Genomic DNA, 19,365 nt, shown 5'->3' on the forward strand with positions numbered 1-19,365 from the left:
AGCCCCCCCACAAAGAAAACGCTAGGCTGCTTTTCCGTGAGGGTGCCGCAATGGCTTTCGAAGCAATGTTCCAGCCGATCCAGATCGGCAAACTGACCATCCGCAACCGCGTGATCAGCACCGCCCACGCCGAGGTCTATGCCACCGACGGCGGTATGACCACCGAGCGTTATGTGAAGTATTACGAAGAGAAAGCCAAGGGCGGCATCGGCCTGGCGATCTGCGGCGGCTCCTCGGTCGTCGCCATCGACAGCCCGCAGGAATGGTGGTCTTCGGTGAACCTGGCCACCGACCGCATCATCCCTCACTTCCAGAACCTGGCTGACGCCATGCACAAGCATGGCGCCAAGATCATGATCCAGATTACCCACATGGGCCGTCGCTCGCGCTGGGACGGCTTCAACTGGCCAACCCTGATGTCGCCGTCGGGTATTCGCGAACCCGTACACCGCGCCACCTGCAAGACCATCGAGCCGGAAGAGATCTGGCGCATCATCGGCAACTACGCTCAGGCCGCACGCCGCGCCAAGGAAGGCGGCCTGGACGGCGTCGAACTGTCGGCCGTGCACCAGCACCTGATCGACCAGTTCTGGTCGCCGCGGGTGAACAAGCGTACCGACGAATGGGGCGGCACCTTCGAGGGCCGCATGAAGTTCGGCCTGGAAGTGCTCAAGGCCGTGCGCGCCGAGGTCGGTGACGACTTCTGCGTCGGCATGCGCATCACCGGTGACGAGTTCCACCCGGACGGCCTCACTCACGAAGACATGAAAGAGATCGCCAAGTACTACGATGCCACCGGCATGGTCGACTTCTTCGGCGTGATCGGCTCGGGTTGCGATACGCACAACACCCTGGCCAACGTCATTCCGAACATGAGCTATCCGCCGGAGCCGTTCCTGCACCTGGCCGCCGGCATCAAGGAAGTGGTCAACGTCCCGGTCCTGCATGCGCAGAACATCAAGGACCCGAATCAGGCCCAGCGCATCCTCGAGGGCGGCTACGTGGACATGGTCGGCATGACCCGCGCCCACATCGCCGACCCGCACCTGATTGCCAAGATCAAGATGGGCCAGGTGGACCAGATCAAACAGTGCGTCGGCGCCAACTACTGCATCGACCGCCAGTATCAGGGCCTGGACGTTCTCTGTATCCAGAACGCGGCCACCAGCCGGGAATACATGGGCCTGCCGCACATCATCGAGAAGTCCACCGGGCCCAAGCGCAAAGTGGTGATCGTTGGCGGTGGTCCGGCCGGTATGGAGGCCGCACGTGTCGCTGCCGAACGCGGCCATGACGTCACCCTGTTCGAGAAAAAGGACAGCCTCGGCGGGCAGATCAACCTCGCCGCCAAGGCACCGCAACGTGATCAGATGGCGGGCATCACCCGCTGGTTCCAGCTGGAAATCGCACGCCTCGGCGTCGACCTTCGCCTGGGTACCGGTGCGGATTCGGAGACCATTCTCGATCTGCGTCCGGACATCGTGGTACTGGCCAACGGCGGTCACCCGTTCATCGAGCAGAACGAGCACTGGGGCGCGGAAGAAGGCCTGGTTGTCAGCAGCTGGGACATCCTCGACGGCAAGGTGGCGCCCGGCAACAACGTGCTGGTCTACGACACCATCTGCGAGTTCACCGGCATGTCGGTGGCCGACTTCATCGCCGAGAAAGGTGCCAAGGTGGAAATCGTCACCGATGACATCAAGCCCGGCGTGGCGATTGGCGGCACCAGCTTCCCGACCTACTACCGCAGCCTGTACCCGAAGGAAGTGATCATGACCGGCGACCTGATGCTGGAAAAGGTCTACCGCGAGGGCGACAAGCTGGTGGCAGTGCTGGAGAACGAATACACCGGCGCGCAGGAAGAGCGGGTGGTCGACCAGGTGGTGGTGGAGAACGGTGTGCGTCCTGACGAGCGCCTGTACTACGCCCTCAAGGAAGGCTCGCGCAACAAGGGCCAGATCGACGTCGAGGCATTGTTCGCGATCCAGCCGCAGCCCTGCCTTTCGCAGAGCGGCGAAGGCTACCTGCTGTTCCGCATCGGCGACTGCGTCGCGCAGCGCAACACCCACGCGGCGATCTATGACGCGCTACGGCTGTGCAAGGACTTTTAAGTCCAGCGCAACGTTGACGGTCTGACCCGGTCTGGCTCCCTCTCCCTTTTTGGGGAGAGGGCTGGGGTGAGGGTCGGTCCCGCGGACCAACTGCTCACCCTGACCCTCTTTCCGGAGGGGCGAAGGACTGAAACGCATCATCCCCTGACATTGGCGGTGGGAGCCTCACATGTTGAATACCATTCTTCCCATTCTCCTGTTCGCCGCCCTCGCGCTTGCCGTACTCGGCGCAGGCAGGCGCTTCGCCATGTGGCGCCGTGGTCGGCCGACCAAAGTCGACTGGATCGGTGGCCTGATGGCCATGCCACGGCGCTACCTGGTCGATCTGCACCATGTGGTCGAACGCGACAAGTACATGTCCAAGACTCACGTGGCCACGGCTGGCGGCTTTGTCCTGGCGGCTGTCCTGGCGATCATCGTGCACGGCTTCGGTCTGCAGAGCCGGATTCTCGGCTTTGCCCTGCTCGCTGCCTGCGTGCTGATGTTTGTCGGCGCGCTGTTTGTTGCCAAACGCCGCCGCAACCCGCCGGCACGGCTGTCGAAAGGCCCCTGGATGCGCCTTCCGAAGAGCTTGCTGATGTTCTCGTTCAGCTTCTTCATCGCCACCCTGCCGGTAGCTGGCATCCTGCCGGCCGATTTCGGCGGTTGGATCCTCGCGGCCGTGCTGGCGCTCGGCGTGGCCTGGGGTGTGTCGGAGATGTTCTTCGGCATGACCTGGGGCGGGCCGATGAAGCATGCCTTCGCCGGTGCCCTGCACCTGGCCTGGCACCGCCGTCCTGAGCGTTTCCGCACTCCGCACAACGCCAGCGCGGCCCGTTCCAGCGGCCTCAAGGCCCTGGATCTGACCGATCCAAACGCACCGTTAGGTGTGGAAAAACCCAAGGACTTCACCTGGAACCAGCTGCTCGGCTTCGATGCCTGCGTGCAGTGCGGTCGTTGCGAGGCAGCGTGCCCGGCCTTCGCCGCCGGCCAGCCGCTGAACCCGAAGAAGCTGATTCAGGACATGGTCGTCGGCCTCGCCGGTGGCAGCGACAAGGGTTACTTCGGCAGCCCCTATCCCGGCATCCCGGTGGGCGAGCACGGTGGCAACCCGCATCAGCCCATCGTCTTTGCCGAAGGCAAGGGCCTGGTCGAGGCGGAAACACTGTGGTCCTGCACCACCTGCCGCGCCTGTGTCGAGGAATGCCCGATGATGATCGAGCACGTCGATGCCATCGTCGACATGCGCCGCCACCTCACCCTGGAAAAGGGTGCGACGCCAAACAAGGGCGCCGAGGTGCTGGACAACCTGATCGCCACCGATAACCCCGGCGGCTTCGCCCCCGGCGGCCGCCTCAACTGGGCCGCCGACCTCAACCTGCCGCTGATGAGCGAGAAGAAGCAGGTCGACGTGCTGTTCTGGGTCGGCGACGGCGCCTTCGACATGCGCAACCAGCGCACCCTGCGCGCCTTCGTCAAGGTACTCAAGGCCGCCGACGTCGACTTCGCCGTCCTCGGTCTGGAGGAGCGTGATAGCGGTGACGTGGCACGCCGTCTGGGTGACGAAGCGACCTTCCAGTCGCTGGCCAGACGCAACATCGAGACCCTGGCCAAGTACCGCTTCAACAAGATCGTCAGCTGCGACCCCCACAGCTTCCATGTGCTGAAGAACGAATACGGCGCACTGGGTGGCGAATATCAGGTACTGCACCACAGCACCTATATGGAAGAGCTGATCCGCGGGCAGAAACTCAGCCTGGGTCAGCACAAGGGCGGCAGCGTGACCTATCACGACCCCTGCTACCTGGGCCGCTACAACGGCGAGTACGAAGCACCGCGCAGCGTGCTCAAGGCTATCGGCATCGAGGTCAAGGAAATGGAGCGTTCCGGCTTCCGTTCCCGCTGCTGCGGCGGCGGTGGCGGCGCGCCGATCACCGATATTCCCGGCAAGCAGCGGATTCCCGACATGCGCATGGTGGACATCAAGGAGACCGGCGCCGAACTGGTGGCCGTGGGCTGCCCGCAGTGCACCGCGATGCTCGAAGGTGTTGTCGAGCCTCGGCCGCAGATCAAAGACATCGCCGAACTGGTCGCCGACGTATTGCTGGAGAAACCTGCCCCGGCAAAAAAGCCCGCAGCGGCCAAGCCTGAATCCCTGGAGGTGCACTGATGAGCGACATCATCCGCCGCGACCCTCGCGCCGAGTGGATCGCCCGTAACCGTCTGCATCCGCTGCACGCTGCCATGGCCTCGGCCGCAGCGGGCGGCGAAACCAGCTGGGCTGGCCCCAACGGCCTTCTACGCAAGAATCCCCACGCGGTCGGCTTCATCGGCCCCAATGGCCTCAAGCGCATCGACCGCAGCGGCGCCCAGCAAGGCGGCAGTGCCAAGCGCAGTGCGGCCAATGTGGTGGTGCAATTGCCGCTGCACGTGGTCGAGCAGCCGGCCTTCCATATCGCGGTGGTGCCGGACATGGTCGGCGGTCGTCTCACCAGTCACGACAAGGATCTGCTCGGCCTGGCCAACAAACTGGCCGGTGATACCGGCGCCGTGGTCGCCGTGGTCTTTGGCGAGTACAAGGAAACCGCCTTCGATACCGCCGGCGTCGACCGTCTGGTGCACATCGAGGGCGAGGCCTTCGACGGCTACGCGCCGGAAGCGCGGGTGCTGGCCCTCAGTGCAGTGGAAAGCCAGCTGGCGCCACGCCACTGGTTGCTGCCAGACAGCCGCACCGGCGGTGGCGAACTGGGTCGCCGCCTCGGTGCCAAGCTCGGCGAGCGTGCGGCTACCCGCGTCTGGCAGGTCGCCGACAGCCAGTGCATCGGCCGCGCCGGAGCTGGCCAGCAGGACCTGGTACGCCAGGCGCCACGCCTGATTCTAGCCGCCGTCGAGTGTGCCGATCCGGTCAGCGACACCCGCCACGAAGCGCGTGCCCTGCCCCTCGAGCATCCGATCACCCGCTGCCTGCCACGCATCGAAGACCTCGGTGCGGTAGCGGTCGACCCGGCCTTGATCCCCATGGCCGAAGCCGAGTTCATTCTCTCCGGCGGCAACGGCGTCAAGGACTGGGACCAATTCCATCAGGCCGCCGAGGCGCTTGGTGCCACAGAAGGCGCCTCCCGCGTGGCAGTCGACGACGGCTTCATGCCGCGCAACCGCCAGGTCGGCGCGACCGGCACCTGGGTCACCGCGCGGGTCTACCTGGCCATCGGCATTTCCGGCGCCATTCAGCACCTGCAGGGCATCAGCGCCTGCGACAAGGTCGTGGCGATAAACATGGATCCTGGCTGCGACATGATCAAGCGTGCCGACCTGTCGGTCATCGGGGACTCCAGGGAGATCCTCGCTGCGCTGGTCGAACTGGTCACTGAATACCGCCAAGGAGGCGCCCGCGATGCGGCATGAACAGCGAGCTCACGAAAAACCCGTAGGGTGGATGACGCTTTACCCATCCGCAGGGAACGACGGCACATTGATGGTGGAAGAAGACAGCGTCTTCCACCCTACGGAGTCGCGCCATGACTGACCTGAACGTCATCACCCTGGTCTCGGTCGGCGCTCATCCGACCTCGGGCCGCCCCCGCCGTGCCGAGCAGGATGCCCGCGCAGTTGAGCTTGGCCTGCGACTAGTGGGCGACCAGCTGCAGCTGCTGCATGCCGGCAATCCGCAAGAGGAGGCACTGCGCGCTTACCTGGGCATGGGCCTGAGCGAAATGACCGTGCTCGAACAGCCCAGCCATTGCGACGCCCTGCCGCTGCTGAACAACTACCTGCTGGATGCCGGGGTTCATCTGGTGCTGACCGGCAGCCAGGCAGAAAACGGCGAAGGCTCCGGCCTCCTGCCCTACCTGCTGGCCGAACGCCTGGGCTGGCCCTTGGTGGTCGGCCTGGCCGAGGTAGAAAAAGTCGAAAACGGTGTAGCGCAAGTCCTGCAGGCCTTGCCCCGCGGTCAGCGGCGCCGGTTGAAGGTACGCCTGCCGTTCGTTGCCTGCGTCGACAATGCTGCCCCGGCGGCGCGCCAGAATGCCTTCGGCCCGGCTCGCCGTGGCGAGCTGCACGCCGAGGATGTGGCTGTCATCGAAGACAGCATGCTGGACGAGGCGCAGCTACAGCCGGCGCGCCCGCGCCCCAAACGGCTCAAGGTGATCAAGGCCAAGACTGGCGCCGAACGGATGAAAGCGGCCACCGCCAAGACCTCCGGCGGTGCAGGACAGGTACTCAAGGATGTGTCGCCGCAGGTCGGCGCCGAAGCCATATTCAAATTGTTGCGCGAAGAAGGCGTGCTGCGCTGAGCCAGCCGCCTCGCCTATCGAAGCCAAAGGAGCAAGAACGATGATGCATGCCGATCTGATCGACCAGGACGACTTTCGAGACCGCCTGGTGGCACTGGGCTTTGAGATTCCCTGTGGGTTCTCGGCTGAACAAGCCTGTGAGCGCGCCATTGTCGGCCTGTCCCGGGAACGCGCGCAGGCGCTACGTCGCCTCGTCGAGGAACTGCTGGGCGGCTCTGCCACCCTGCTACCGTCGGTTCGCGAGGCCATCTGCCGCAATCTGCTTCCCGCACTGGTGCGCGCCAACTAGACCGTGCGGATCACCTGTGACGTGGCATGGCAGCGTCACAGGTGCGCCATGGCCACAGCTCGAACAAGCAGTTCCGAAGCCGGCAGTGTCGTCACAAAACAGCACGCAGCCTCTACCCAAATAAAACTGCAAAAAAAAGGTGGATGACATCGTCACCCACCTTTATCAACCAGAGCGTGCGCTACGTCAGATGCGCACGCTGGCGAATGTCGACTCTCCCTGAGCACGCTGCAACGCGGCGACAGTGGCGGGATTTCTGCTGGCCTCGCCGGGACGAGGTATCAGCGCAACAACCTGCGCCGACTGCTGGCCCGAGCGTTCGTCACGCGGTGGAATGCCGAAGAACTCGCGGTAGCACTTGGAGAAGTGCGGGGTCGAAACGAAGCCACAGACCGAAGCCACTTCGATGATCGACATCGGCGTCTGCTTGAGCAGCTGGCGCGCACGAATAAGCCGCAGCTTGAGGTAATAGCGCGACGGCGAGCAGTGCAGGTATTTCTGGAACAGTCGCTCGAGCTGGCGCCGCGACACGCTCACGTAGCAGGCCAGTTCATCCAGGTCGATCAGCTCTTCGAGGTTGGCCTCCATCAGGGCCACGATCTCCAGCAGTTTCGGCTGGTTGGTGCCCAGCATGTGCTTGAGGGGCACGCGCTGAAGATCCTGTTCACTGCGGATGCGCTCGTACATGAACATGTCGGAGATGGCCGCGGCCAGTTCGCGCCCGTGCCGTGCACCAATCAGTTGCAGCATCAGGTCCATGGGCGCGGTGCCGCCGGAGGCGGTGTGGCGATTGCGGTCGATGGAGAACAGCCGAGGGGTGACGGAGGTACGCGGGAAGGCTTCCTGCATTGCGGCCAGGCATTCCCAGTGCACGCTGCAGTCAAAACCATCGAGCAAGCCGGCCTTGGCCAGCGCCCAACTGCCGGTGCACACCGCGCCAAGCTGACGGCCATGACGCGCTTGTGTCTGCAGCCAGTGCAGATGCTCGCGCGTCACGCTGTGCTGAATATCCACACCGCCGCAAACGATGACGCTGTCCAGGCTGGGCGAGGTCTCGAAGCTGGCGTCCGGCGTGATCTGCAGGCCGTCGCTGGCGCTGACGGGCTGTCCCGACTGGGTCACGGTGAACCAGCGGTACAGCTCTTTGCCGGACAGCTGATTGGCCATCCGCAGCGGTTCCACGGCCGAGGCCAGGGAAATCAGAGTGAAGTTGTCCAGCAGCAGAAAGCCGATGGTCTGTGGGAGCCGGTTCGGGGGCTGTGACCCTGGGTTGATCTGTGACATGACGGACCCTCACGGTAGGCAATTATCACGAGCCTTCGAAGAGGCTCTTTTTCTTGTAGTGTGCAGCGCTGGCTAGCGCCTGGTTTTGCTTATAAAGAAGGCAAACAGCGTGCCTACTTTGAATGCGCGTTCAATTAAAAGTTAGCACCTTCTGAAACGCCCCCGTCATGCGCCTCGCGTGACGCAGATAGAACAGTGTAAAGGTCGGGGGTTATCTGCCTGTGAGCACTTTGGTAGCAGTGTGGGGCGCCTTTTGGCGCGATCCGCACACTGTCGCTCTCAGGTAACAGGGCTGGGTAACAGTCGGGGTGCAGGTGACTGAGTTCGAGCGCCCGCGCTGGGCGAAGAATGCACCGCAAACGGGCCGTCACGAAGGGCCCGATGCACCCGTTCGACTCAGCACTCGATGGCATTGACCGCCAGGCCGCCACGGGACGTTTCTTTGTACTTGTCGTGCATGTCGGCACCCGTATCACGCATCGTGCGGATGACACGGTCGAGCGAGATGAAATGCTCGCCGTCGCCACGCATCGCCATCTGCGCCGCATTGATCGCCTTCATCGCCGCAATCGCGTTGCGTTCGATACACGGCACCTGAACCAGCCCGCCGACGGGGTCGCAAGTAAGTCCAAGGTTGTGCTCGAGACCGATTTCTGCCGCGTTCTCCAACTGCTCGGGTGTCGCGCCGAGCAGTTCGGCCAGGCCGGCCGCGGCCATGGCGCAGGCGGAACCCACCTCACCCTGGCAACCCACTTCAGCGCCGGAAATGGAGGCGTTCTTCTTGCACAGAATGCCAATCGACGCCGCGGCGAGCAGGTAGTCGACCACGTCGTTATCGGACGCTTCCGGATGGAATTTCATGTAGTAGTGCAGCACAGCCGGAATGATGCCGGCCGCGCCGTTGGTAGGCGCCGTAACCATGCGCCCGCCCGCTGCGTTTTCCTCGTTGACCGCCAGGGCGAACAGGTTCACCCACTCCATGGCGCTCATGGTCGTGCCGATCACGTTCGGCTTGCCCAGCTCCAACAGGTTCTGGTGCAGCCTGGCGGCACGCCGCCGGACCTTCAGCCCGCCGGGCAGTATGCCTTCATGGCGCAAGCCATTGATGACACACAGCTTCATCGCCTCCCACAGGCGCAACAGCCCCTGGCGAATCTCCGCCTCGCTGCGCCAGGCCATCTCGTTGGCCATCATCAGTTCACTGACGCGCATGCCGTGGCGCTTGCACAGCACCAGCAGTTCGACAGCATTGGAAAAATCATAGGGCAGTACGGTGTGGTCCTGATCCAGCAGCCCGGCAGCGGCCTGCTCGGCGTTTACCACGAATCCACCGCCGACGGAGTAGTAGGTGTCCTCGTGCAGCACACCGGAATGTCCGTACGCGACGAAGGTGACGGCATTGGGGTGATACGGCAGATTTTCCTCGAGCAGGAGCAGGTCTTTGGACCAGTCGAACGCGATCGGCCACTGCCCGTCGAGCCGTAGCTGGCCGCAGGATCGAAGTGCGGCGATGCGCGGGGCGATCTGCTCTGGATCGATAACGTCCGGTCGCTCGCCCATCAGGCCCATGATCACGGCGTTGTCGGTGCCATGCCCGACCCCGGTGGCCGACAGCGAGCCATACAGGCGCACTTCGACTCGACATACCCGCTCGAGCATTTGGCGCTCGCGCAAGGCATCGACAAAAAGCGCCCCGGCGAGCATCGGTCCGACGGTATGGGAACTGGAAGGCCCGATGCCGATTTTGAAAAGGTCGAATACGCTGATCGCCACGCTAAACGCTCCACTGGAAGCCCTGAAGACAGGCGCCATCATGGTGGTTTTGCGAACACATAGAAGTCTGGCACCGACGTGGTCATGCCCAATTCCGTCAGGTTGCCCAGTTTATGACCAGCCGGTCTTGCCCGGTGCAACGGCTATTCAAGGTGCCATCAGCCAAGCTGCAACCACCTTGGACGCGCATGAACGGGGAAGCACGGCCACCGCCACCAGCCGGTCGCTGATTACGAGAGCGTTAGCCATAGATAAACGAAGGGCCGCGCCTTTAGCTGCCATCTGACTCAGGTCGCTGCGGCGGCGCTTGCCCCGTTCCGCATTGCGCGGCCACGTCAAGGGCCATGGATGCAGAGCAGATCCCATATGCTCCGAGCTATGGGAAACAAGCCGAGCCCACAACATGACCTACGCTCATATTGCCGTCACGCCAGCGCCTCTTTTACTGGCCGAATGCGCCGTGATGGTTCACTTCGTAGCAAACAGCCGGAAATCTGCACCATCATCGTGATGAATATTTTTCGCTCATGAATAAAAAAGGACGCATGTCGCCGTTCAGTATGTAGGCGTCGTAACTCGACAATTGTCGTGCCCAAAGCGGCCTATCGTTGAGTCATGTTCCACAGCCGGCGCCTGGTGCGGCGGTGATGGGAGGCCTTGCACGACGTAGCTTCAGCCGTCCCCAACGGCTGAGCAGATAACAATAATGGGTACCGGTTCCGCTCCGCAGGGGGCGTACGAACCACGATGAACTTACTAGCACTGCCAAGGGTAGAAGCGGTCACGACACAGCGGTGAAACGCCACGACGCCGAGCCTGCAGACGCGCGAGATGAGTCGCTCATTTCGCCTGGCGACTGCTGCCCGTCGAGCGACCGCAAGATCGCTTCAGCCCGGTACATGACTACCGATTACGCCATTAAGCAGTTGGCAACAGCCGTCGAGCGCTGCGTGCGCTGGCGGCCTCCGTTTAGCTGAGCTGGATGTCTACTGAGGGAACCGTCCCATGCAGTCTGGAAAGATCGTCGTCGAGAACCTGTACAAGGTCTTCGGCCCACACGAACAAGAAGCCATCACCTTGCTCAAGCAAGGCTGGAGCAAGGACAAGATTCTCGCCGAGCGTAACGCGGTCATCGGCGTTAGCGATGTGTCGTTCAGCGTCGAGGAAGGCGAAATCTTCGTCCTGATGGGCCTGTCCGGCTCCGGCAAATCCACGCTGATACGCCTGATCAACCGCCTGATCGAGCCCAGCGCCGGAGACGTCTTCATCGATGGGCAGAACGTCGCCAAATTGCCCCACTCGCAACTCATCGACCTGCGTCGACGTGACATGAGCATGGTCTTCCAGTCGTTCGCCCTGATGCCCTCGCGCTCGGTGCTGGACAACGCCGCCTTCGGCCTCGAGGTCGCCGGCGTCGGGCGCAAGGAGCGCGAGCAGCGCGCCATGACGGTGCTCAAGCAGGTCGGTCTCGACACCTTCGCGCACAAGTTTCCGCACGAACTCTCCGGTGGCATGCAACAGCGCGTCGGCCTGGCCCGTGCCTTGGCGGTCAACCCTTCGATGATCATCATGGACGAGGCTTTTTCCGCGCTCGACCCGCTCAAGCGCCGGGAAATGCAGGACGTCCTGCTGGAACTGCAGAAGACCCACCGACGCACGATCATCTTTGTCTCCCATGACATCGAGGAGGCCATGCGCATCGGTAACCGCATCGGCATCATGGAAGGCGGCAAGCTGATTCAGGTCGGTACGCCGCAGGAGCTGGTCGACAATCCCGCCAGCAGCTACGTGCGCAACTTCTTCGAGACCGTCAACACTAGCCGTTACCTCACCGCCGGCCAGCTCAAGGCCGACAGCGTCCCGCTCTACGTGCACAACGGCAAGGCCCCGGACGCGCTGAAGGTCTGCCAGGACCTGCAGGCGCTGGACAAGCACTACGCCTTCGTCGTCGATGAAGAAAAACGCTTCCGCGGCTCGATCAGCCTGGAACGCTTGGCACTGCTGGTCGAGAACGGCCGGACCTGTGCCCTCGAAGCCAACCTGTTGAAGCAGATCGCCCCGCTCACCGAAGACCAGCCGCTGGATCAGATCATCGGACGCCTGGTGGATAACGAGGGACCCATGCCCGTGGTGGACAGCCAGGGGTTCTATGCGGGCGCCATCAGTAAAGGCCGCCTTCTGACTCGCCTGCAGGAGGAATGATCATGAGCAAAGAACTCGATCTCGGAAGCTGGGTCAACGACGTCGTCCAGCACCTGCTGGAAAACTACAGCGGCGCCTTCGACAGCCTCGGAGGTGTCGTCAGCGGATTTTCCGAAGGCATCGAAGCGTTGCTGATGCTGCCGCCGGCCTGGCTGCTGATCGCCCTCTTCGTTGGCCTCGGGTTGTGGCGCATCGGCGCCCGGTTCGCCGCCTTCACCGCTGTGTCCTTCGTACTCATCGTGCTCACCGGCTTCTGGGAGCAGACCGTGGTGACCCTCGGCTTGACCTTCTCCGCCACGCTCATCAGCCTGCTGCTCGGCATCCCGCTGGGCATCTGGTCGGCACGCAGCGAACGCGTGGCGATGATCACCCGCCCGATCCTGGACTTCATGCAGACCATGCCGGCGTTCGTCTACCTGATTCCGGCGGCGATGCTGTTCGGCCTCGGCCGCGTGCCCGGCATCATCGCCACGGTGATCTTCGCCATGCCGCCGGCCGTGCGCCTGACCAACCTGGGCATCCGCCAGGTCAACAAGGAGATCGTCGAAGCTGGGCAATCGTTCGGCTGCAACGGCCGGCAGCTGCTGTTCAAGGTGCAGCTGCCAAACGCCATGCCATCGATCATGGCCGGGGTGAACCAGACCATCATGATGGCGCTGTCGATGGTGATCATCGCCTCGATGGTGGGTGCCGGAGGCTTGGGCAATGACGTGCTGGCGAGCATTCAGCGACTGGACATCGGCCTCGGCTTCGAAAGCGGCATGGCGGTGGTTCTGCTGGCGATCATCCTGGACCGGATCACCGAAAGCTTTGGCACCGCCAAGCGGGCCACGCAGAAAGCCACTTGGTACACATGGGTGACGACCAAGCTCAGACCGCAGGGCCAGTAATCGCAACGACCCCATTCGGAAAAAGGAAATCAGAATGACCACGTTCAAGACGATAACGGGTATCGGCCTGCTCGCCTGCACTCTGCTGCAAAGCGCTTGGGCACAGGAACCCGCAAGCTGCGAAAAGGTGCGTTTCGCCGAGATCGGCTGGGCCGACATCGCCGCGACCACAGGGGTTGCGATGGTCCTGACCGAAGGCCTGGGCTATGACCCGAGCAAGGTGATGGCCTCGGTACCGATTGCCTTTACCGGGGTGAAAAACAAGCAGATCGATGCATTTCTCGGCTATTGGTCTCCCTCCATGGACGCGGTCATCGAGCCGTTCACCAAGGACGGTGGCGTCAAGGTGCTCGAGTCGCCCAACCTCGTGGGCGCCAAATACACCCTGGCGGTGCCTACCTATGCGGCGGAGGCGGGTCTGAAAAGCTTCCAGGATATTGCCAAGTTCAAGGACCAACTCGGCGGCCGGATCTACGCGATCGAGCCGGGCAACGACGGCAACCTGCTGATCGAGAAGATGATCAAGAACGATCAGTTCGGCCTCGGCGACTTCCGCATGGTCGAGTCCAGCGAAGCCGGCATGCTGGTTCAGGTGCAACGTGCCATTCGGAAGAAGGAGCCGGTGGTCTTCCTCGGCTGGGCGCCCCACCCGATGAACTCCCAGTACGACCTGACCTACCTCGCCGGTGGCGACGAGGTGTTCGGGCCTGACTTCGGTGCCGCCAAGGTGTTTACCGTGGTGCCGCAAGGCTATCTGGAGCGCTGCTCGAACGTCGGGAAGCTGCTGCAGAACCTGCAGTTCAGCGTGCCGATGGAAAGCGAGCTGATGCAGATGGCCCTTGAGCGTGACGATCCGCAGACCGTTGCCAAGCAATGGATCAATGACAACCCGGACGCCCTCGACCAGTGGCTGGCCGGAGTGACCACCCGGGACGGTCAGGACGGCGTTGCGGCCGTGAAGAAATTCGTCGGTCTCTGACCGGAACCTAGCCAGCCAGGACGCCTCGGCAGACACGCCAGGCTCCTGACCGGCTGGCGCCAATCCAACCCCTTTCCCTATCGGTGCGCAGGTCGCGCATCGGAACCGCGCGTGGGGCCCCACTTTGCAAGTGAGGCGCCAGCAACAACCTTGAGCCCTGGTATGGGCCCCGGTCGGCATCACTGCCACTTTTCCTGACATGGAGCTAACACGCATGAGTCTGATCAAGCATCTCCTTTGCGGTCTCGGCGCCGCCAGCATGGCGCTCGGCATGGCAGCCAGCATGGCGGCGGACAAGCCCGCGCTGAAAATCGGCTACGTCAACGGTTGGGACGACAGCGTCGCCGCCACCCACGTGGCGGGCGAAATTCTGCAAAGCAAGCTGGGCTACACCGTCAAGCTGCAACCGGTCGAACCGGCCATCATGTGGCAGGGCGTGGCGCGCGGTGACCTCGACGCCACCCTCTCCGCCTGGCTGCCGGCCACCCACGGCGAGTACTTCGAGAAACTGAAGGACAAGATCGTGGTGCTCGGCACCAACTACGAAGGCGCCAAGATCGGTCTGATCGTGCCGGACTACGTGGAGGCGAAAAGCATCGAGGACCTCAACCAGTACAGCGAGGCATTCGACGGCAAGATCACCGGGATCGATGCCGGGGCTGGTGTCATGCGGCGGACCGAGGACGCGATCAAGCAGTACGACCTGGACCTACGCCTGATGCCCAGCTCGGGCCCAGCCATGACCACCGCACTGACCCGTGCGGAAAAGGCCAAGGAACCGATTGTCGTCACCGGCTGGATCCCACACTGGATGTTCGCTAAGTGGGATCTGCGCTTCCTGGAAGACCCGAAGAAGGTCTTCGGTGACGACGAGCACGTCGATACGGTCGCCAACCCAGGGCTCGCCAGCAAGGCTCCCGAAGCCGAGGCCTTCCTGAAGAAATTCAGCTGGGGCGCCGAGGAAGTTGGCGAAGTCATGCTGGCGATCCGCGACGGCGCCAAGCCTGAAGCTGCCGCCCGCGAGTGGGTGGAAAAGCATCCGGAGCGCGTCGCCGAGTGGCTCGAATAACCGCCCCGCTCTTTACCCATCACGAGCGCCGCCCTTGGCGGGCGGCGCTCGACACCCTGCGGTCGTATACGGGCACGCAGTCAGATGGGGTATGGCGCTATCAATAACTCTCTTGCGGCATGCGCTACGCCATGGCGCGCGGGTTCGCTGGTGGCATCGGCCGCGCAGCTGTCCACCGCACTCGATGCGCGACACGAATATGCCGAATATCGACAACAGCTCTTTTATTGATTGAGCGTTCAATAAAAAGACCCTAGTCTGGTCGCCAGTCTAAACCTGACCGGATTCTCAAAAAATGCCCAAGCTTGGTATGCAGCCTATAAGGCGCAAGCAGCTGATACACGCGACTCTCGAGGCGGTGGACCAGGTCGGCATGAGCGACGCCAGCATCTCCATGATTGCGCGCCTGGCAGGAGTGTCGAACGGCATCATCGCGCACTACTTCCAGGACAAGAACGGCCTGCTCGAAGCAACCATGCGGCACCTGATGAAGGCGCTCAACCAGGCCGTTCGCACGCGCCGCGAGCAGCTTGCCGACGACAGTCCTCGCGCACATCTGAAAGCCATCATCGAAGGCAACTTCGACGACAGCCAGGTCAATGGCCCAGCGATGAAGACCTGGCTGGCGTTCTGGGCGTTCAGCATGCACCAGCCCTCCCTGCACCGCTTGCAGCGAATCAACGACCACCGCCTGTATTCGAACCTCTGCTGCGAGTTCCGCCGTGTCCTGCCCCAAGAAAAGGCACGCTCGGCCGCGCGTGGCATGGCAGCACTGATCGACGGCCTCTGGTTGCGCGGTGCGCTGGCCGGCGATGACTTCGACATCGAGCAGGCGCTGCAACTGGCCGACGACTACCTGGATCAGCTCCTGGCTAACCGCTGAGCTGCTCCCCACCTCTCCACACGCACCGCGCGAGGATGACCATGCCCCGTTTCGAGCAGCAGCAACTCTATATCGATGGCCGTTACGTCGACGCCACCAGCGGCGCGACCTTCGAGACGGTCAACCCGGCGACCGGCGAAGTACTCGCCGAATTGCAGCGAGCCTCGCGTGATGACGTCGACAAGGCGGTCGCCAGCGCCGCTGCCGGACAAAAGGTCTGGGCCGCCATGACCGCCATGCAGCGCTCACGCATCCTGCGCCGTGCGGTGGACATCCTGCGCGAACGCAACGACGAGCTGGCCGAACTGGAAACACTCGACACTGGCAAGCCGCTGACTGAAACCCGCGCCGTAGACATCGTTACCGGCGCTGATGTGCTGGAGTATTACGCCGGCCTGGTTCCGGCCATCGAAGGCGAGCAGATCCCGTTGCGCGACACCAGTTTCGTCTACACCCGCCGCGAGCCGCTGGGTGTGGTGGCGGGCATCGGTGCCTGGAACTACCCGATCCAGATCGCGCTGTGGAAGTCCGCGCCGGCACTGGCTGCCGGCAACGCCATGATTTTCAAACCCAGCGAAATGACCTCTCTGACCACGCTGAAGCTGGCCGAGATCTATACCGAGGCAGGCCTGCCGGACGGCGTGTTCAACGTCCTCACCGGCAGCGGCCCGGAAGTCGGCACCTGGCTCACCGAGCACCCGGGCATCGAGAAGATCTCCTTCACCGGCGGCACCCGCACCGGCAAGCAGGTCATGGCCAGCGCCTCCAGCTCGTCACTCAAGGACGTGACCATGGAGCTGGGCGGCAAGTCGCCGCTGATCATCTTCGAAGACGCCAATCTCAACCGTGCGGCAGACATTGCCGTCATGGCCAACTTCTTTAGCTCCGGCCAGGTGTGCACCAACGGCACCCGCGTGTTCATCCCACGTTCGCTGCAGGCGCGGTTCGAAGCCAAGGTGCTCGAGCGGGTCAAGCGTATCCGCCTGGGTGATCCGCTGGACGAGCGAACCAACTTCGGCCCGCTGGTGGGCTACGCACACATGGACAGCGTGCTCGATTACATCGAGTCGGGCCGTGCCGAGGGCGCACGCGTGCTCTGCGGCGGGACGCGGGTGACCGAAGGCGAATACGCCAAGGGCGCCTATGTCGCGCCGACCGTGTTCAGTGACTGCCGGGATGAGATGCGCATCGTGCGTGAGGAAATCTTCGGCCCGGTGATGAGCATCCTGATCTTTGACGACGAAGCGGAAGTGATCCGCCGTGCCAACGACACCGACTACGGCCTCGCCGCAGGAATCGTCACCCAGGATCTGGCACGTGCGCATCGCGTCATTCATCAGCTCGAAGCGGGCATCTGCTGGATCAATACCTGGGGCGAATCGCCTGCCGAAATGCCCGTAGGCGGCTACAAGCAATCCGGCGTAGGCCGCGAGAACGGCCTGACGACCCTGGCGCACTACACGCGCACCAAGTCGATCCAGGTCGAGCTGGGCGAATTCGTCTCGGCGTTCTGACCGGTGACGTAAGCAAGGGCCGCGCTTTCGTGCCTGCTGATGGCGCGAAACTGGCGGTCTCCATTCGGGAGGATGCTGCTTTGAAGGAATACGACTACATCATCATCGGTGCCGGCTCGGCCGGTAACGTGCTGGCCACCCGGCTGACCGAAGACGCGGATGTCAGCGTGCTGCTGCTCGAAGCCGGAGGGCCGGACTACCGGATGGACTTTCGTACCCAGATGCCCGCCGCGCTCGCCTTTCCGCTACAGGGCCGGCGCTATAACTGGGCCTACGAGACCGATCCCGAACCGCACATGAACAACCGCCGCATGGAATGTGGTCGCGGCAAGGGCCTGGGCGGCTCCTCGCTGATCAACGGCATGTGTTACATCCGCGGCAACGCCATGGACTACGATGGCTGGGCCAAGGCGCCCGGCCTGGAAGACTGGAGTTACCTCGACTGCCTGCCCTACTTCCGCAAGGCCGAAACCCGCGACATCGGCCCCAACGACTACCACGGCGGTGACGGTCCGGTGAGCGTGACCACGCCCAAGCCCGGCAACAATCCCCTGTTCCGCGCCATGATCGAGGCCGGCGTGCAGGCCGGTTATCCGGAAACCGAAGACCTCAACGGCTATCGCCAGGAAGGCTTCGGCCCGATGGACCGCACGGTCACCCCCAACGGCCGTCGCGCCAGCACCGCGCGCGGCTATCTGGACATGGCCCGTGGCCGGCCGAACCTGACCATCGTGACCCACGCACTGACCGATCGCATCCTGTTCAGCGGCAAGCGGGCCATCGGCGCGGCCTACCTGCACGGCACCAGCGACACACCGGTGACCGTCCACGCCAGGCGTGAAGTGCTGCTCTGCAGCGGCGCCATCGCCTCGCCGCAGATCCTGCAACGCTCGGGCGTGGGCCCGGGCGCGTTGCTGCGCGAACTCTGCATCCCGATCGTTCACGAGCTTCCGGGCGTCGGCACCAACCTGCAGGATCACCTGGAGATGTACCTGCAGTACGCCTGCAAACAGCCGGTCTCGCTCTACCCCGCGCTGCAGATGCACAACCAGCCGCTGATCGGCGCCGAATGGCTGTTCCTCGGCAAAGGCATCGGCGCCAGCAATCAGTTCGAGGCCGGCGGCTTCATTCGCTCACGTGCCGAGTTCGAATGGCCGAACATCCAGTACCACTTCCTGCCGGTGGCGATTAACTACAACGGCAGCAATGCGGTAAAGGAGCACGGCTTCCAGGCCCACGTCGGCTCCATGCGCTCGCCCAGCCGCGGGCGCGTACATGCTCGGTCAAGGGACCCGCGCCAGCACCCGAGCATTCTGTTCAATTACATGTCCTGCGAGCAGGACTGGCAGGAATTCCGCGACGGCATCCGAATCACCCGGGAAATCATGGCGCAGTCGGCGCTGGACCCTTATCGCGGTCGCGAGCTGAGCCCCGGCGCGGATGTCCAGAGCGATGCCGAACTGGATGAGTTTGTCCGGCAGCAAGCCGAAACCGCCTTCCATCCCTCCTGCTCCTGCAAGATGGGGGAGGACGACATGGCCGTGGTCGACGGTCAGGGCCGCGTACACGGCCTCGACGGGCTCCGGGTGATCGACGCTTCGATCATGCCGCTGATCACCACCGGCAACCTCAACGCACCCACCATCATGATGGCCGAGAAGCTCGCCGACAGGATTCGTGGTCGTGCGCCATTGCCGCGCAGTTCCGCGCCCTACTACGTCGCCGCAAACGCCCCGGCGCGCAGCGTACCGCAGCCACAACCGGCGGCCGCACTCAGGGCGGCAAGCCTCTAAGCGCCGGACTCGCCGCAGTGGATGTTGAGAGATTGCGTTCAACAACCACTGCGATGGCGGCTCAGGTATTGATGGGGAACGCTTAGCGGTGTTCGAAAGATGATGGGCGCGCACGGAGGAGGATGCCAAGTGCCCCGCGCGCATCAGGAATCAGGCAACGCTTAACCAGGCGTCCATAACGTAGATACCGTCTTCCCCATTACCGAGCAAGGGCCAGTTGAGGGTCGAAACGCTGGCCCGATTTAAGTACCCCATAGGCGATGTGCAGCAGCTTGCGCATCGCTGCACAGACGATTTGTTTTCCGGA

14 protein-coding genes and 1 pseudogene are annotated in these 19,365 nt (G+C 63.3%); 12 read left to right on the forward strand and 3 right to left on the reverse strand.

All coding sequences use genetic code 11. The features are described from left to right. Nucleotides 1-50: 50 nt before the first annotated feature. The 5 genes from dgcA (at nucleotide 51) to CXK96_RS18695 (ending at nucleotide 6,671) form a co-directional block, all read left to right on the forward strand. On the forward strand, nucleotides 51-2,111 hold the full coding sequence (gene dgcA, locus CXK96_RS18675) for a dimethylglycine demethylation protein DgcA (protein ID WP_102837933.1): 2,061 nt from the start codon (nucleotides 51-53) through the stop codon (nucleotides 2,109-2,111). A 169-nt stretch (nucleotides 2,112-2,280) separates the two neighbouring features. Beyond that, nucleotides 2,281-4,260, forward strand: a complete 1,980-nt coding sequence (gene dgcB, locus CXK96_RS18680; RefSeq protein WP_102837934.1) for a dimethylglycine demethylation protein DgcB — start codon at nucleotides 2,281-2,283, stop codon at nucleotides 4,258-4,260. Then, nucleotides 4,260-5,495: an electron transfer flavoprotein subunit alpha/FixB family protein gene (locus CXK96_RS18685; RefSeq protein WP_102837935.1), complete on the forward strand. Its 1,236-nt coding sequence runs from the start codon at nucleotides 4,260-4,262 to the stop codon at nucleotides 5,493-5,495. The genes dgcB and CXK96_RS18685 overlap by 1 nt, the downstream gene beginning before the upstream one ends. Nucleotides 5,496-5,608: 113 nt before the next feature. Beyond that, nucleotides 5,609-6,382 carry an electron transfer flavoprotein subunit beta gene (locus CXK96_RS18690; protein WP_102837936.1) on the forward strand — a complete coding sequence of 258 codons (774 nt, stop codon included), beginning with the start codon at nucleotides 5,609-5,611 and terminating at the stop codon, nucleotides 6,380-6,382. 40 nt (nucleotides 6,383-6,422) lie between these two features. After that, on the forward strand, nucleotides 6,423-6,671 hold the full coding sequence (locus tag CXK96_RS18695) for a hypothetical protein (protein ID WP_102837937.1): 249 nt from the start codon (nucleotides 6,423-6,425) through the stop codon (nucleotides 6,669-6,671). A 186-nt stretch (nucleotides 6,672-6,857) separates the two neighbouring features. Here the strand turns inward: CXK96_RS18695 and CXK96_RS18700 are convergent, their stop codons facing one another. Together CXK96_RS18700 and CXK96_RS18705 are read right to left on the reverse strand one after the other, a co-directional pair. Beyond that, a complete protein-coding gene (locus CXK96_RS18700) occupies nucleotides 6,858-7,955 on the reverse strand; it encodes a GlxA family transcriptional regulator (RefSeq protein WP_102837938.1) in 1,098 nt (365 codons plus the stop codon). A 396-nt stretch (nucleotides 7,956-8,351) separates the two neighbouring features. Beyond that, nucleotides 8,352-9,728, reverse strand: a complete 1,377-nt coding sequence (locus CXK96_RS18705; RefSeq protein WP_102837939.1) for an L-serine ammonia-lyase — start codon at nucleotides 9,726-9,728, stop codon at nucleotides 8,352-8,354. A gap of 1,005 nt (nucleotides 9,729-10,733) precedes the next feature. On the opposite strand from CXK96_RS18705, the gene CXK96_RS18710 reads away from it, so the two are divergent. From CXK96_RS18710 to betA, 7 genes are all read left to right on the forward strand, one after another. Next, on the forward strand, nucleotides 10,734-11,930 hold the full coding sequence (locus CXK96_RS18710; protein ID WP_102837940.1) for a quaternary amine ABC transporter ATP-binding protein: 1,197 nt from the start codon (nucleotides 10,734-10,736) through the stop codon (nucleotides 11,928-11,930). Between the two features lie 2 nt (nucleotides 11,931-11,932). Next, entirely contained in the window at nucleotides 11,933-12,820 is an 888-nt protein-coding gene (locus tag CXK96_RS18715) for an ABC transporter permease (RefSeq protein ID WP_178114603.1), read from the forward strand. Between the two features lie 34 nt (nucleotides 12,821-12,854). Then, nucleotides 12,855-13,799 carry a choline ABC transporter substrate-binding protein gene (locus CXK96_RS18720; RefSeq protein WP_102837941.1) on the forward strand — a complete coding sequence of 315 codons (945 nt, stop codon included), beginning with the start codon at nucleotides 12,855-12,857 and terminating at the stop codon, nucleotides 13,797-13,799. A 214-nt stretch (nucleotides 13,800-14,013) separates the two neighbouring features. Continuing rightward, on the forward strand, nucleotides 14,014-14,868 hold the full coding sequence (locus tag CXK96_RS18725; protein ID WP_102837942.1) for a glycine betaine ABC transporter substrate-binding protein: 855 nt from the start codon (nucleotides 14,014-14,016) through the stop codon (nucleotides 14,866-14,868). Between the two features lie 295 nt (nucleotides 14,869-15,163). Further along, nucleotides 15,164-15,751: a transcriptional regulator BetI gene (gene betI, locus CXK96_RS18730; RefSeq protein ID WP_064481439.1), complete on the forward strand. Its 588-nt coding sequence runs from the start codon at nucleotides 15,164-15,166 to the stop codon at nucleotides 15,749-15,751. A 41-nt stretch (nucleotides 15,752-15,792) separates the two neighbouring features. Next, nucleotides 15,793-17,265, forward strand: coding sequence for a betaine-aldehyde dehydrogenase (gene betB, locus CXK96_RS18735; protein WP_102837943.1), 1,473 nt, complete (start codon nucleotides 15,793-15,795; stop codon nucleotides 17,263-17,265). Nucleotides 17,266-17,345: 80 nt separating this feature from the next. Continuing rightward, a complete protein-coding gene (gene betA, locus CXK96_RS18740; RefSeq protein WP_102837944.1) occupies nucleotides 17,346-19,058 on the forward strand; it encodes a choline dehydrogenase in 1,713 nt (570 codons plus the stop codon). A gap of 199 nt (nucleotides 19,059-19,257) precedes the next feature. On the opposite strand, the pseudogene CXK96_RS21045 reads toward betA, so the two are convergent. Continuing rightward, nucleotides 19,258-19,365 (reverse strand): annotated as a pseudogene (locus CXK96_RS21045) (IS110 family transposase); the annotation flags it as partial.

This window comes from Stutzerimonas stutzeri (genome assembly GCF_002890895.1).
Classification (GTDB): domain Bacteria; phylum Pseudomonadota; class Gammaproteobacteria; order Pseudomonadales; family Pseudomonadaceae; genus Stutzerimonas; species Stutzerimonas stutzeri_AB.

Coding starts and splice junctions, on each gene's coding strand:
- dgcA (WP_102837933.1), top strand. CDS start 51: ATGGCTTTCGAAGCAATGTTCCAGCCGATCCAGATCGGCAAACTGACC.
- dgcB (WP_102837934.1), top strand. CDS start 2,281: ATGTTGAATACCATTCTTCCCATTCTCCTGTTCGCCGCCCTCGCGCTT.
- CXK96_RS18685 (WP_102837935.1), top strand. CDS start 4,260: ATGAGCGACATCATCCGCCGCGACCCTCGCGCCGAGTGGATCGCCCGT.
- CXK96_RS18690 (WP_102837936.1), top strand. CDS start 5,609: ATGACTGACCTGAACGTCATCACCCTGGTCTCGGTCGGCGCTCATCCG.
- CXK96_RS18695 (WP_102837937.1), top strand. CDS start 6,423: ATGATGCATGCCGATCTGATCGACCAGGACGACTTTCGAGACCGCCTG.
- CXK96_RS18700 (WP_102837938.1), bottom strand. CDS start 7,955: ATGTCACAGATCAACCCAGGGTCACAGCCCCCGAACCGGCTCCCACAG.
- CXK96_RS18710 (WP_102837940.1), top strand. CDS start 10,734: ATGCAGTCTGGAAAGATCGTCGTCGAGAACCTGTACAAGGTCTTCGGC.
- CXK96_RS18715 (WP_178114603.1), top strand. CDS start 11,933: ATGAGCAAAGAACTCGATCTCGGAAGCTGGGTCAACGACGTCGTCCAG.
- CXK96_RS18720 (WP_102837941.1), top strand. CDS start 12,855: ATGACCACGTTCAAGACGATAACGGGTATCGGCCTGCTCGCCTGCACT.
- CXK96_RS18725 (WP_102837942.1), top strand. CDS start 14,014: ATGAGTCTGATCAAGCATCTCCTTTGCGGTCTCGGCGCCGCCAGCATG.
- betI (WP_064481439.1), top strand. CDS start 15,164: ATGCCCAAGCTTGGTATGCAGCCTATAAGGCGCAAGCAGCTGATACAC.
- betB (WP_102837943.1), top strand. CDS start 15,793: ATGCCCCGTTTCGAGCAGCAGCAACTCTATATCGATGGCCGTTACGTC.